Annotated in this window: 15 protein-coding genes; all 15 read right to left on the bottom strand. The window is 36.2% G+C overall.

Annotation, left to right across the window (positions count from 1 at the left end; genetic code table 11):
- Positions 1–58: 58 nt before the first annotated feature.
- Positions 59–1,126, bottom strand: a complete 1,068-nt coding sequence (locus Q0X66_RS03640; protein ID WP_297703278.1) for a hypothetical protein — start codon at positions 1,124–1,126, stop codon at positions 59–61.
- Positions 1,127–1,215: 89 nt separating this feature from the next.
- Positions 1,216–1,959 (bottom strand): hypothetical protein, encoded by a 744-nt coding sequence (locus tag Q0X66_RS03635; protein WP_297703276.1) that lies wholly within the window; start codon positions 1,957–1,959, stop codon positions 1,216–1,218.
- Complete coding sequence (locus Q0X66_RS03630) at positions 1,946–2,509, bottom strand: RNA polymerase sigma factor (RefSeq protein WP_297703334.1); 564 nt, start codon at positions 2,507–2,509, stop codon at positions 1,946–1,948. The genes Q0X66_RS03635 and Q0X66_RS03630 overlap by 14 nt, the downstream gene beginning before the upstream one ends.
- Positions 2,510–2,624: 115 nt before the next feature.
- Entirely contained in the window at positions 2,625–3,602 is a 978-nt protein-coding gene (locus tag Q0X66_RS03625) for a polyprenyl synthetase family protein (RefSeq protein WP_297703274.1), read from the bottom strand.
- Between the two features lie 160 nt (positions 3,603–3,762).
- Complete coding sequence (gene rlmN / locus Q0X66_RS03620; RefSeq protein WP_297703271.1) at positions 3,763–4,809, bottom strand: 23S rRNA (adenine(2503)-C(2))-methyltransferase RlmN; 1,047 nt, start codon at positions 4,807–4,809, stop codon at positions 3,763–3,765.
- 78 nt (positions 4,810–4,887) lie between these two features.
- Positions 4,888–5,937 carry a tRNA preQ1(34) S-adenosylmethionine ribosyltransferase-isomerase QueA gene (gene queA, locus Q0X66_RS03615; RefSeq protein ID WP_297703268.1) on the bottom strand — a complete coding sequence of 350 codons (1,050 nt, stop codon included), beginning with the start codon at positions 5,935–5,937 and terminating at the stop codon, positions 4,888–4,890.
- 86 nt (positions 5,938–6,023) lie between these two features.
- Entirely contained in the window at positions 6,024–7,253 is a 1,230-nt protein-coding gene (locus tag Q0X66_RS03610; protein ID WP_297703266.1) for a 3-phosphoshikimate 1-carboxyvinyltransferase, read from the bottom strand.
- Between the two features lie 35 nt (positions 7,254–7,288).
- The gene (locus tag Q0X66_RS03605; protein WP_297703264.1) at positions 7,289–7,615 is read right to left on the bottom strand and encodes a nucleotide pyrophosphohydrolase; all 327 of its coding nucleotides are present in this window, start codon (positions 7,613–7,615) and stop codon (positions 7,289–7,291) included.
- On the bottom strand, positions 7,612–8,067 hold the full coding sequence (dtd, locus tag Q0X66_RS03600; RefSeq protein WP_297703262.1) for a D-aminoacyl-tRNA deacylase: 456 nt from the start codon (positions 8,065–8,067) through the stop codon (positions 7,612–7,614). Before dtd ends, Q0X66_RS03605 begins: the two co-directional genes overlap by 4 nt.
- Complete coding sequence (gene rsgA, locus Q0X66_RS03595) at positions 8,064–9,014, bottom strand: ribosome small subunit-dependent GTPase A (protein WP_297703261.1); 951 nt, start codon at positions 9,012–9,014, stop codon at positions 8,064–8,066. The genes dtd and rsgA overlap by 4 nt, the downstream gene beginning before the upstream one ends.
- Before the next feature lie 170 nt (positions 9,015–9,184).
- Positions 9,185–9,859 carry a head GIN domain-containing protein gene (locus tag Q0X66_RS03590; protein WP_297703259.1) on the bottom strand — a complete coding sequence of 225 codons (675 nt, stop codon included), beginning with the start codon at positions 9,857–9,859 and terminating at the stop codon, positions 9,185–9,187.
- Between the two features lie 84 nt (positions 9,860–9,943).
- The gene (locus tag Q0X66_RS03585) at positions 9,944–11,044 is read right to left on the bottom strand and encodes a bifunctional 3-deoxy-7-phosphoheptulonate synthase/chorismate mutase type II (protein ID WP_297703257.1); all 1,101 of its coding nucleotides are present in this window, start codon (positions 11,042–11,044) and stop codon (positions 9,944–9,946) included.
- Between the two features lie 2 nt (positions 11,045–11,046).
- Complete coding sequence (locus Q0X66_RS03580) at positions 11,047–11,913, bottom strand: prephenate dehydrogenase (RefSeq protein WP_297703255.1); 867 nt, start codon at positions 11,911–11,913, stop codon at positions 11,047–11,049.
- An 89-nt stretch (positions 11,914–12,002) separates the two neighbouring features.
- A complete protein-coding gene (locus tag Q0X66_RS03575) occupies positions 12,003–13,148 on the bottom strand; it encodes an aminotransferase class I/II-fold pyridoxal phosphate-dependent enzyme (protein ID WP_297703253.1) in 1,146 nt (381 codons plus the stop codon).
- The gene (locus Q0X66_RS03570; RefSeq protein ID WP_297703251.1) at positions 13,145–13,972 is read right to left on the bottom strand and encodes a prephenate dehydratase; all 828 of its coding nucleotides are present in this window, start codon (positions 13,970–13,972) and stop codon (positions 13,145–13,147) included. Before Q0X66_RS03570 ends, Q0X66_RS03575 begins: the two co-directional genes overlap by 4 nt.
- Between the last annotated feature and the right edge of the window lie 320 nt (positions 13,973–14,292).

Here is a 14,292-nt window from a genome sequence, read left to right as displayed (position 1 = left end):
CATGATAATTTCAATTAAGATGAAATCCAAATGCGACAGTATTCCGGGTTTTAAATTTTTAAATATCAAATCGTAGTCCCATTGATATATTCCTTTGTTCAACAGATGGACTTTTGAAAATTGGATTTAGATCGTACTTTACATAGAGCAGAAACCAATCTACTCCAATGTAACCACTTAGTCCATATATGAAGGGATTACTATTTAAACCACCCTTTATCTTTGTTTTTTTACTAGAACCGCTATCATTGTATTTTAATTTTTGCCGCGTACCCATGTTAAAACCACCATATCCGCCAAGACCAATTCTAAACTGATGTTTTAAAGAATATTTGACATAATGATCAGAGATTCTTTTTCTGGACGGACCAAATTCAAAATGAATGGGTATAACTAGGTTGTCCAACTTAAGTTTTGATTTTCTAAGATCGAACGGAAATTCTTCCTGAACTGTTTCCCCTTCATCATTTACCACATAATAGAGGTTATTCTTCGATTTTAATCCATTAAACTGAACAGAAAAACCATAATGGATTCTCATAAAATTTGTTTTATTAAATACCCTTGTTCGCCATGCCCAACCAATTTCAAAAAACCTGCTTCCACCAACCTTATAAGGAGTATCATTTAAGGATTGACCTTCAATAATTGCATTATTCAAACCAAATGCAACAATAAGGTCTGAATAGGTACGCCTACCATATTTTGACCAGCCATATTTATTATCATATATTTCCCATTCTTCATCGTCAATTCTTATGGTAAAACCGTCATCATCATCATGCCATGTATTATCCTCTTCCTGAACCAACACTTCTCCTTTATTGCGCTCAAGCAATGCAATTTCGTTATCAATTATTGCCATTCTGTTCTCAATATTTAAAGCTCTTTTCCTGGCGGCTTCTTCTTTTAGTTTTTTTGCCTCTTCAGTGGTGATTGCACCATTTTCTGAGCGCTTATTAATGGCTTCTACTTCCCTTTTTAAAGCCTCTTTTTCTTCTTCTGTTATTTTTTCTTTCTGTTCTTGAAGTGCTTCAATCTTGTCTTTATAATTATCTTGTGCCACCATTGTATTGGCAATAAAACACATTATAACTACTGCAAAATAAGTGCTAATTGTTTTCATTTTGATTTTTGATTTTTGATTGATGAATAAACTCCTGACTGCTTCCTCAATATCAATTGAAGAAATTATATAAAAATGTGTACTAAAGATTAATTATTACGATCTGCAACGGCAGTTCTCAATTTGTGATAACCTGACTTAAGTTTCTCGAAAATCTGATCCCGGAATGACTGATCCATCTCCTCTTCCACTTGCGAAAGCAAAGCTGATGGGTTAACTGTATTATCAGAATTTAGAAGCTTTTGCGTCAAAATTTCCTTTTGTGCCTGTCTTAGGAGGGAATCTACTTCTAAATCTGTCAGCTCTTTGTTGTTTTCTTCAAGTGTAGTTACTCTGGCCAATACCTCGGCTATTTTAGTATCTATTAGCTCATTTGAATCTTCCGATGTTATATTTTGGAGTTCCTCAGTATTCGCCAGTTTAGCATCTTCCGATATAACCAATTCTCTTTTTGATTTCTTTTTTGACACTGCGACTGATTTTTCTTCGTCAGCTTCATAGGGATCCTCAACTGCGGCTATTACACTTTCTTCCTCAGAAATAGCTGCTTTTAAAAGTTCTTCTTTTTCTTTGTCAACAAAAGGAATTAAAGGTTTAGCAGCAACTTGCACCTCTTGATTTAAAGTGACATCATCAGTTGTAAAGTAGAGTACAGATAGTATCAATATTCCAATAAAACCTGCGGCAATTCCATACCTGAAATATCCGGTTCTCTTTGGCTTATAATCATTCTTGATCTGTCCTTTAATTTTATGCCAAGCAGCCTCTGAAGGTTTAATTTCACTTCCCTTTAAGGTTTCCTTAATATGATTTTCAAATTTAGTGGGTTCCATAACCGAGTATACTTTGTTCTTTTAATTTATCCTGCAACAATCTCCTGGCCTTAAACAACTGGGATTTTGACGTACTTTCTGTTATATCCAACATTTCTGCTATTTCTGAATGCTTATAGCCTTCTATTGCATAGAGCACAAAAACCATTTTATAACCTTCAGGCAAATTGTCAATTAACCGTTGAATATATTCAATATCCATTGAAGAAGAGATGGCAATTTGATTTGGAGTATTGTACTCATAAACCTCATCATCAAAGACTACAAATTGTTTTTTTCTGAGATAAGAGATGGCTTCTCTAACCATGATTTGCCTGATCCAACCTTCAAAGCTCCCTTCATGCCTAAATGAATTCAAACTTTTAAATACTTTCACAAAACCATTGATCATTACATCTTCGGCATAATGCAGGTCCTTTATATACTGTCTGCATACGCCTAACATCTTAGGTGCAAACTTCTCATAAATAGCCCGTTGTGCATTAGGATGACCTAAAATTGCTTTCCTGATAAGCACTTTTTCATTATTATAAAAAGAAATAATTTTCAAGCGTTTCATTTTAGTCTTCTATAGATATAGACGTTTTGGAAATCAAAAACGTTGCCCGAAATCTGAAATTTTTTAGAATTAATTTATAACTCTTTGTAGATGTGATGGTTAGTTATTATTTTTTTCTATCTACCACATAACTCACCATAAGCCCAAGAGCATCTTTATACTCAGAATCCGGGTAGGTATTTAAAAGTTCCAAGGCCTTATTTTTAAACTCATTCATTTTAGTTTCTGCGTAAGAAAGACCTCCCTTTTCTTTTACAAAGGCAATTACTTCTTTAACACGCGACTTATCCTTATTATAATTTTTTACTGAATTAATAAGCCATCTTTTCTCTTTGGGGCTACTGTTATTGAGTACATATATTAAAGGCAGGGTCATTTTTTGCTCCTTAATATCTATACCTGTGGGTTTACCAATTTTTTCCGCTCCATAATCAAAAAGATCATCCTTTATCTGAAATGCCATCCCACAAAGCTCTCCAAACTTTCGAAAGGTTTCAACATCTGAACTATCGGGCTTTACAGAACATGCTCCCAGGCTACAACATGCAGCAATAAGGGTTGCTGTTTTTTGTCTGATTATTTCGTAATATACATCCTCAGTAATATCTAATCTTCTGGCTTTTTCTATCTGAAGTAATTCCCCCTCACTTATTTCACGTATGGCTATTGAAATTATTTTGAGTAAATCAAAATCTTCATGCTCCACCGAGAGTAGCATTCCTTTTGAAAGCAGATAGTCTCCAACTAAGACAGCAATTTTATTTTTCCACAGTGCATTTATGGAGAAGAAACCTCTGCGTTTGTAACTATCATCAACTACATCATCATGCACTAAAGAAGCCGTGTGTATTAATTCTATAACCGATGCACCACGATATGTCCTTTCATTAACTTCCCCATTATTAACAAGCTTTGCGGTAAGAAATACAAACATTGGCCGCATTTGCTTTCCTTTCCGGTTTACTATATAATAGGTGATTCTGTTGAGAAGAGCCACTTTGGTGGACATGGAATCGCGGAACTTTTTTTCAAAGAGTTCCATTTCTTTATTGATCGGTTCCGTTATTTGAGCGACAATTTTCAATAGAATTGAATTTTTCGATGATGAACGATAAATTTAGGGAAAATAACAAGGGTAACGAAGTGAGAATAAAGAAATAAGAAGTTCAATCTGATCCTGAGTTCGTCTTAGTTTTAGTATGCCTTTAATGACGCCTAAGTGAAATAATAAATTGCGTTTCTAATTATATAGATTTGTTCGCCAATTGTCCACAAGCTGCATCAATATCTTTACCTCTTGAGCGGCGAACTGTGACTATTATTCCATTTTGTTCCAGAGCCTCCACATATTTATTAATGGCATCATTAGATGCCTGTTTAAAGTCGGCGGAATCATCTATAGGATTGTACTCTATCAGATTTACCTTTGAAGGTGCAAATCTGCAAAAAGCTATTAAAGCTCTTATATCCTTATCCTTATCATTAATACCTTCCCACACTACATACTCGTATGTAATCCTGCTTTTTGTTTTTGAATACCAATAGATCAAAGAATCTCGCAGATCCTTAAGGTTAAAGGTCGCATTGAAGGGCATAATAGAAGTACGTATTTCCTCTATTGCTGAATGAAGAGAAACGGCAAGTTTAAATTTGACTTCCTCATCGGCAAGTTTCCTGATCATTTTTGGAACCCCCGAGGTAGAAACTGTAATTCTTTTTGGAGACATCCCAAGGCCTTCAGGAGATGTTATCTTGTCTATTGCCTTCAAAACATTATTATAATTCATCAGCGGTTCACCCATTCCCATAAAGACAATATTACTCAAAGGTCTATTAAAATAGAGCTCGCTTTCATTGTTGATTACAACCACCTGATCATAAATCTCGTCCGGATTAAGGTTGCGCATCTTTTTTAATCTTGCAGTGGCGCAAAATTTGCAATCCAAACTACAGCCCACCTGACTGGACACACAAGCCGTGGTTCTTTCTTTTGCCGGGATAAGAACTGATTCTACCACCAACCCATCGTGCAATCGAACGGCATTCTTTATTGTTCCATCAGAACTTTTCTGCAATTGATCTACTTTTATGTGATTAATTACAAAATATTCTTCCAGTTTTTTACGGGTTTCTTTGGATAGATTAGTCATTTTATCGAACGAATGTGCAGATTTCTGCCACAACCATTCATACACCTGATTTCCGCGGAATGGCTTCTCCCCGTGACTTTCAAAAAAATCACGAAGTTGCTCCTTTGTTAGGGCTCGAATATCTTTCTTCTTTGAAACCATTGTTTAAGTAAAAAAAATCCTGCCGTACCTATCGGAAAACAGGTAATGGCAGGATTCTTTATTTAAATAATACATACTTTATATGATGAGCATGGCGTCACCATATGAGTAAAATCTATATCCTTCAATTATTGCTTCTTTGTAGGCCCTTTTCATAAGATCATGACCCATAAATGCCGAAACCATCATTAAAAGGGTAGATTTTGGCAGATGAAAATTAGTTACCATGGCATTAGCAATGCTAAAGTCATAAGGTGGAAATACAAATTTATTGGTCCAGCCATCATACGTATTCAGTGTGTGTTGCGATGAAACAGCACTTTCCAGGCCCCTCATAGCCGTTGTTCCAACAGCACAAATTCTTTGCTTCCTAATTTTAGCTGAATTTACAATCTCTGTGGCTTTCTCATCAATCACTAATTCTTCACTATCCATTTTATGTTTGGAAAGGTCTTCAACTTCCACCGGGTTAAAAGTACCCAGACCTACATGAAGTGTGAGCTCGGCAAATTGAATACCTTTAATTTCGAGTCGTTTTAATAAATGTCTGGAAAAATGCAATCCTGCTGTTGGTGCCGCTACAGCACCTTCATGCTTTGCATATATGGTTTGATACCGGGACTCATCCTCAGGCTCCACTTCTCTTTTAATATACTTTGGCAGAGGTGTCTCTCCGAGTTCCCGTAATTTCCTTCTGAAGTCGGTATAAGACCCATCGTAAAGAAAGCGAAGTGTTCTTCCCCTTGAAGTAGTATTGTCAATAACTTCGGCCACCAAATTCTCATCATCTCCAAAGTAAAGTTTATTGCCAATTCTGATTTTTCTGGCTGGATCGACCAAAACATCCCACAACCTTTGTTCTTCATTCAACTCACGAAGCAAAAACACTTCAATCCTGGCCCCAGTTTTTTCCTTATTACCATATAACCTGGCTGGAAATACTTTGGTATTATTAATAACCATTACATCTCCTTCATCAAAATAATTAATAAGATCCTTGAACATTTTATGTTCAATTTTACCGGTATCTTTATGAACAACCATTAATTTGGATTCGTCTCTGTGCTCCATCGGATATTCTGCCATCAGGTCATTTGGCAATTCAAAACTAAAGTGTGATAATTTCATATGTGAATTTTAGTTCGCCTTTTAGGCGGCTGCAAATATACAATCCTGAAGCAGGGCTTGTCAAGTAAAAGTGGTATTAAATAACTTTATAGGTCTTTAATCTTAAATCCCAGTTGTTCCAGATCTTTCCAAAAATCCGGGTACGATTTGGAAACTACCTCAGCATCGTTAATGGTTATTGCGGTTTTTAAAGCCAATGGGGCAAATGCCATGGCCATTCTGTGATCGTTATAAGTATCAATTGCCACCTCGGAATTTATTTTATTTGAAGATTCCAAAGTAAGTGTCTTATTGGTAACTGAAACCTTAGCCCCGAGTTTGGAAAGTTCATTTTTTAATGCCAGCAGCCTATCCGTCTCCTTTATTTTTAAGGTATGTAAACCGGTAAGATGACATCCAATTCCTAATCCAAAACATGTAACAGCCAGAGTCTGTGCTAAATCAGGAGTATTTGCAAGGTCGTATTCAACATTAGCTATTTGACTGGTTTTAGTCTTAACCAGACTAATGCTATCCTCTTTAAATATGGTTTTAACACCAAAATCTTTATATAGTTCCTTTAGAACGCTATCACCCTGCAAACTATCTTTTCTATAGGACGACAAACTAATTTCCGTCCCTTCTTCACAGAGAGCAGTAATACTGTAAAAATATGACGCCGAACTCCAATCAGATTCCACTGTTATGCAACTTTCACTCACATATTTTTTTGGAAGTACACTTACCGTATTCCCTTCAAAAGAGCTTGTTATACCTATTTGTTCTAACAAGCCAAGCGTCATTTTAATATAGGGAACAGATGTAATATTTCCAACCAGTTCCAATATCAGCCCATGCTCCAGGCTTGGAGCAATAAGTAATAAAGCAGAGATGTACTGACTACTAATATCCGCGGGAAGGCTCACCTTATGTTTATTGAGGGTTTTTCCTTTTATCAACAATGGGGGGTAGTCCTCATTTTTCAAATAATCGATATCTGCACCTAAATTTTTTAATGTATCGACCAATATTTTTATAGGTCGTTCCTGCATTCTCTGTGAACCGGTAAGGGTAACATTTGCTCCTTCCTGAGAAGCAAAATAGGCTGTTAAAAAACGCATGGCTGTGCCTGCGTGATGTATATCTACCCTTCCTTCTTTAACCAGAATGCCTTTTTGCATTACAGCAGCATCATCGGAATTGGATAGATTTTTAATTGTAATACCAGGGTAGAGCGCATTTAGCAATAAAAGTCTGTTAGATTCACTCTTGGAACCTGTGATCTTGATATATGAGTTCAGGAGATTACTGGACGGGCCTGAGAGGTGTAATTTCAAATTGGTGTTGTTTTAAACCGAAGCCAAAGATACTACTATTTCAGTTTTTTATTGTTTTGGTGCCTGTCATGGTCGCGTTTTGCCTTTATTTCCAATTTGCGGTCAAAAGCTTGCTGCAGGTCAATACCGGTCTGGTTTGCCAGACATAAAACAACGAAAAGAACATCGGCTAATTCTTCTCCCAGATCCTTTTCTTTATCGGATTCCTTCTCACTTTGTTCCCCATACCGCCTGGCAATTATACGAGCCACTTCCCCAACCTCCTCTGTGAGCTGGGCCATGTTTGTCAGTTCATTAAAATAGCGGACGCCATGATCTTTTATCCAATTGTCAACAGCTAATTGTGCATCTTCAATATTCATAAGTCTTTATTTTTAGTGTCAATTATTATAGTAACCGGACCATCATTTGCCAAGGCCACTTTCATATCGGCACCAAAAACTCCTGTGCCTATCTGTTTCCCCAAATCTGTTTCCATCTGATGTACAAAAGCTTCATAAAGGGGTATGGCTATATTGGGTTTTGCTGCCCTGATGTAAGAAGGGCGGTTCCCTTTTTTGGTTGCTGCATGTAGGGTAAACTGACTTACCACAATAGCATCTCCCTTGGTTTCCAATAACGACTGGTTCATCACGCCATGCGCGTCATTAAATATTCTCAAGTTTACTATTTTATTTGAGAGCCATGCAATATCATCCTGGGAATCAGAATCCTCAATTCCCAACAATACCAAAAAACCCCATCCAATTTGAGAAATTGTTTTGTTATTTACAACAACACTTGCAGAGGATACTCTTTGTATTACTGCTCTCATAATTCTTCGTAATTGTCCATTCTATAGGTGTCTTCATCCCCGGTAGCAATCTGAACATAACTCCTATACCTGCTCCATGACACCTCATCTTTATCTAATGCGGCTTTAACCGCACATTTTGGTTCGTCTAAGTGCAGGCAGTTATTAAACTTACAATTGATCTTCAGTCTAAAAAATTCCGGAAAATAATCTCCTATCTCATATTTGTCCATATCCACCATACCAAAACCTTTAATCCCCGGAGTATCGATAATCCTGGCACCGAAGTTCAAATCATACATTTCCGCAAAAGTCGTAGTATGTTGTCCCTGAAAGTGTTGATCAGAAATTTCGGTAGTCTTTATATTTAATTCAGGTGCTATGAAATTAATAAGTGTGGATTTTCCAACTCCTGAATGCCCGGCAAACATACTCGTACGTTCCTTCATCAAGTCTTTTACCTTATCCACATTCTTTCCTGTTTTTGCAGAAATCCCAATACATGTATAGCCGATTTCCCGATATAAGGCAGCCAAGAACTTTACTTCTGCCAACTCATTCTCATTATACATGTCTATTTTATTAAAAAGGAGTACCGTTTTTATATCATATGCTTCGGAGGTTGCTAGAAATCGATCAATAAAAATAGTATACGTTCTCGGATTCTTAAGCGTAACCAATAAAAAAACCTGATCAATATTAGCTGCTATAATATGCGTTTGTTTCGAAAGTTTAACTGATTTTCGAATTATATAATTCTTGCGATCTTCAATTTTATAGATAACACCAGTAGTCTCATCGCCAATTCGCTCAACTTTAAATACAACCAGGTCGCCAACAGCAATTGGATTGGTGCTTTTTATTCCCTTAATCCGGAACTTACCTTTAATACGGCATTCATAAAAATCTCCAGCACCAGTTTTTACTGTATACCAACTACCTGTAGACTTATAAACAATTCCAAGCATAAATGTTTGTGTTTCAATACAAAGAAACGATAATACTTTAATTTGGGGCGGTATATTTTACCAGGAAAGGCCAAAAAACGAGTAATCTACACAACGTTTTATGAAAAAAAATTAATACAATAAAAAAACCCGGTAAAAATACCGGGTTTTTTATTTAATAGCTTAAGCTATTAGTCTTTAAAAATTATTCTACCCCCGGCCAGAGTTTTTTTATTTACATCTTTTGGATTTCCATAAACATATACATCCCCTCCTGCTTTTACACTGATATCCAATTTTTCTGTAGCGTAAAGTTCTGCCTCTCCGCCTGCTGAAATATTTACACTTGCCACTTCTGTTAACAATTCCCTGCCTTCAAATACTCCACCGGTATTTATAACAATTATTTGATTTTTTGCCAATCCGGACGCCTCAATTTTACCTCCCGTGACCACCTTCATTTCAACATCCTTCACATCCATTCCAATTTTTATATGTGATCCTTCCTGGGCCCTTATCTCTATCTTCTCTTTTTCAACAAGTTCATTGCAGACAATTTTAGCTCCTTCATTTCCGTCTATAGTTCGCAGATCTGTATAATAAACCTCTACAAAAGTATCTTCTCCCTGAAACTTTTTATCCAACTCCATCTTCAATTTTAAGACTCCATTCTTATTTACGTATTTTATATCGTAAACGTTATGACCTTTTATAATTATCCTGTTATTATCAGACTTAATAAGGTTCACTTCAATTAGATCATAAACTTTTATTTCGTGGAAATCGCCAACTTCTTTGTCAAGCATGGTTTGCGAAAAGCCATTAAAGGCAATTAGAAACACGCAAAGCGACATTACTTTTTTCATAATTATTTGTGTTACTAGTTTTCTTAAAGATACCGCTAATTACCTTTTGTTACACTTTATATAAGAATCTAAAATATTTAAATTTTACTTTTTTACGCTCTCAGTAGCATTTATAATTTTCTCCTGATGATTTATTGATTCCTGGTGAATAGCTTTAAACATTCGAAGCACAAATTCTTCACTCAACCCTTTTGATTCACCTTCCAGTATCATTTTACCTAATATTGCATTCCAACGGTTCGTTTGAAGAACGGCCACATTACGCTGTCTTTTTAATTTACCAATCCCGTCAGAAACTTTCATTCTTTTACCCAGGCTGTCAATTAGTTGATTATCTATAATATCAATTTGGGCTCGGAGATTACTAATTTTTTGGTTGTATTCTGTTGCCTCATCGGTTTCCTTTCTAATCTTTAAGTCTTCCATGATTTGCACCAATTTTTTAGGAGTTACCTGTTGTGCGGCATCGCTCCAGGCATTATCAGGATCATGATGTGTTTCAATCATTAATCCATCAAAATTCAGATCCAGGGCGGTTTGTGAAATATCAAAGATCAATTCCCTGTTACCACTAATATGTGAAGGATCATTAATCAAAGGCAGGTCTGGAAATTTAGTTTGTAATTCAATAGCCATTTGCCATTCCGGGATATTTCGATATTTTGTTTTTTCATAGGTAGAAAATCCCCGATGTATTACCCCCAACTTCTTGATATTAGCCTTCGATAATCGTTCTACAGCACCTAACCATAAAGCCAGGTCAGGGTTTACAGGATTTTTAACTAGGACAATTTTGTCCGTTCCTTCCAAAGCATCAGCAATTTCCTGAACAATAAACGGGCTAACGGTAGAACGCGCACCTATCCACAACAAATCCACATCATGTTCCAATGCAAGATCTACATGATTTTTGTTAGCTACTTCAGTGGCTGTCTTAAGTCCGGTTTCTTCTTTTACTTTTTGTAACCATTTGAGACCAATAGCTCCAACTCCTTCAAAGTTTCCGGGCCTGGTTCTCGGTTTCCAAATACCAGCACGATAGTAGTTTACATCTGTATCTTTAAGCTCATGGGCTATTCCCAATACCTGATCTTCAGTTTCTGCGCTGCATGGTCCTGCAATTACCAGAGGATGTGATAAATTCATATCATCTAACCATGATCTTAAATTTTTTGAATTCTCCATTATTATCTGTCTTTATTATTTTGTGGTATTCCTTTTAATATTGCTTTTATCTTATTGGTATTGTCCATTTCTTTATAGATGCCTTCAAAATTATTATCAATTAGTTTTTGTTTAAAGGCTTCCAGATTCTGAATATATTCATCCAAAGTCTCTACGACATTCTCTTTATTTTGTTCGAAAATAGGGGTCCACATGGCAGGTGAACTTTTTGCTAATCTAACCGTACTTTCAAAACCACTGCCCGCCATGTCAAAAATGTCACGCTCATTTTTCTCCTTTTCAATTACCGTTTTACCAAGCATAAACGAACTTATATGTGACAGGTGGGAGACATAGGCAATATGCTTGTCATGTGCTTCGGGATTCATGTATCTTATTCGCATGCCCAGGCTGCTAAAAATACTCAAAGCCCTTTCCTGGAGTTTAAAAGCTGTTTTTTCTACATCACAAATTATATTTGTTTTACCTGAAAACAGTTCCGAAACAGCAGCAGTGGGGCCCGAAAATTCGGTTCCAGCAATTGGATGACAAGCGAGAAAATTTCGTCTTCTTGGATGATCAGCTACTATCCTGCAAATTTCAGACTTTGTAGACCCTGCATCTATCACCAACGAATCGTCACCAATAGCATCCAATAATTTTGGAAGTTCTTGTACAATGGCATCCACAGGGATACTAACTATAACAATATCTGCCTCTGATAATTCTTTTGCGGTGGCAATGCCGTCAATAAGTTGCAGCCTAACAGCTTCTTCAAGATGGGCTGCACTTGCATCCATCCCATAGATTGACACTTCCGGATACTTGCATCTCAGGTCCCTGGCCATTGAACCCCCGATTAATCCGATACCTACTATTATTACATTCATCTTTTTACTTATTAACCTTTTAGCCTTTTGCAATTCTCAGGATATTCCTTTATTAAATTCCATTTCTTGTTTAAATTCTGTATAAGGTTTTAGAACCTGTCGATAGCCTCCTTTATTTTTGATTTTCTCACACAAAGTGAAAATCTGATATAGCCCTCTCCATTGCTTCCAAAAATAGTCCCAGGTGCAATAAAAATGTTTTTATCATGTAATATTCGATCTATAAAATCTTCTGATTTCGGTGATCCATCCGGCAGTTTAGCCCAAACAAACATCCCTACAGCATTAGGGTCATAGGTGCACCCGAGTTTATCTGCCAATTGAAACATCAACTTTCTGCGAGCTTTATATATGGTATCTAATTGATCAAACCATTCTTTACCACTTTTTAATGCCTCGATAGCTCCTTTTTGAATGCCATAGAACATTCCGGAGTCCATATTACTTTTAACTTTTAAAATCGCATTTACATTCATTTCATTCCCCAAAACCATTCCAACTCTCCAACCTGCCATATTAAAAGTTTTGCTGAGAGAATTGAGTTCTAAAGCTGTATCCTTGGCTCCCTTCACACTTAAAATGCTCAATGGATTCTTACTTAAAACAAAACTATAAGGGTTGTCATTTACCAATAATATGTTATGCTTTTTTGCAAAGGCTACCAATGTTTCAAATTGGAGATAATTTGCCGTAGCCCCCGTAGGCATATGCGGGTAACTTACCCACATTAGCTTTACACCGGACAAATCTTCCTGCTTTAAGATTTCTAAATCTGGAAACCAGCCATGGTCAGCATGCAGGTCATATTGCCTTGGAACTGCTCCGACCAATTTGGTGACCGCAGTATAGGTAGGGTAACCCGGATTGGGAATTAATACCTCATCACCTTCATTTAAAAAGGCCATACTAATATGCATTATCCCTTCTTTGGAACCCATAAGGGGTAATATTTCTTTAGAAGGATCTGCATCTACATTAAATTTTTCCTTGTAAAACTGCGCAATTGTTTCTCTTAACTCAGGCAGCCCCTGATAACTTTGGTACTGATGCGCACCCGCATGTCTAACAGATTCCTGAAAAGAAGCAATAACAGCTTCAGATGGTGGAAGATCCGGACTACCTATACCAATATTTATTATTGGTTTTCCCGCAGCTGCCATTCCCCTGACTTCCCGCAATTTTTTAGAGAAATAATACTCCTCTATGGTCTGTAAACGATCAGCGGTTTGTATCATAAACGAGCATTTTTATATTCACCTAAAACCTTGAAATCTTCCGACATGATTTGCAATAATGATTTCGCTTTAGTAAAATGATTGTAATCCTCAAAAGTTATATCCACGAAAAATGCATATTTCCATGGCGTTTCAATAATCGGTAACGACTGTATTTTGGTCAAATTCAAATTGCAATCACTCATAACATTTAGAACCGCAGCTAAACTACCTCTCTTATGATCTGTAATAAAACGTATGGATGCTTTGTTGATTTCTTCTTTTGGAATTTCCTTATTCTGTGTCTTTACGATGATAAATCTTGTAGAATTATTCTTTATGGTCTGTATTTCAGGCTCAATGATCTTTAAATCGTATAGATCTGCAGCCACTGCTGGAGCAATCGCGGCTATCCCTTTCAATTGTTTTTCCTGAATTTGTTTTGCTGTTTCTGCAGTATCAAAGTCTTCAACCATTTTTATATGGGATTGAGACTTTAAATACTCTCTACATTGTAATAGAGCCATTGGATGCGATCGGACTTCCTTAATGTCTGACAATCGCTGCCCGTCTAAAACCATCAAATTGTGATGGATATTCAGATAGTATTCTCCAATAATGTGCAAATTATTATGATATACAAGGGCATAATTGGGTATTATTGATCCTGCAATTGAATTTTCGATAGCCATTATTCCCTTATCCGCTTGCTTATTTAGCAATTGGTCCACCAACGTATGAAATGACATGCATTCCACCAAATCTATTTCATCACCAAAATAATCCAAAGCCACCTGATGATGATTAGAACCTCTTATTCCCTGTATGGCTATTTTAAAACCCATATGGTTAAATTACTTTCAAAAAAAAATCCCGTATTTTACGGGACTTTATCTGATATATTGTTCACAATATTCTAAAACAGTCCCATACTTCCTTTAAAAAAGAAATAAAAATAGAAACCATTCCAAAAATAATTACGAGTCATTTTTCCTCAAATCTGTGGCTAAGGTATATATTAAATTTAAAAATCGATGTTTATAAATATATTTTTTTGAATATTCACAGTATCCTCGATTTCTTTGCGGATAATTTTTTGAATGTAATTTTTTTTTGAGAATTTATCATTACTTTAAGTAAGGTCATGCTTCTTATTCTTAAATAT

Origin of the sequence: uncultured Eudoraea sp. (assembly GCF_947260015.1) — a bacterium.
Lineage (GTDB): Bacteria > Bacteroidota > Bacteroidia > Flavobacteriales > Flavobacteriaceae > Eudoraea.
This window is presented reverse-complemented; position numbering and strand designations above follow the sequence as displayed.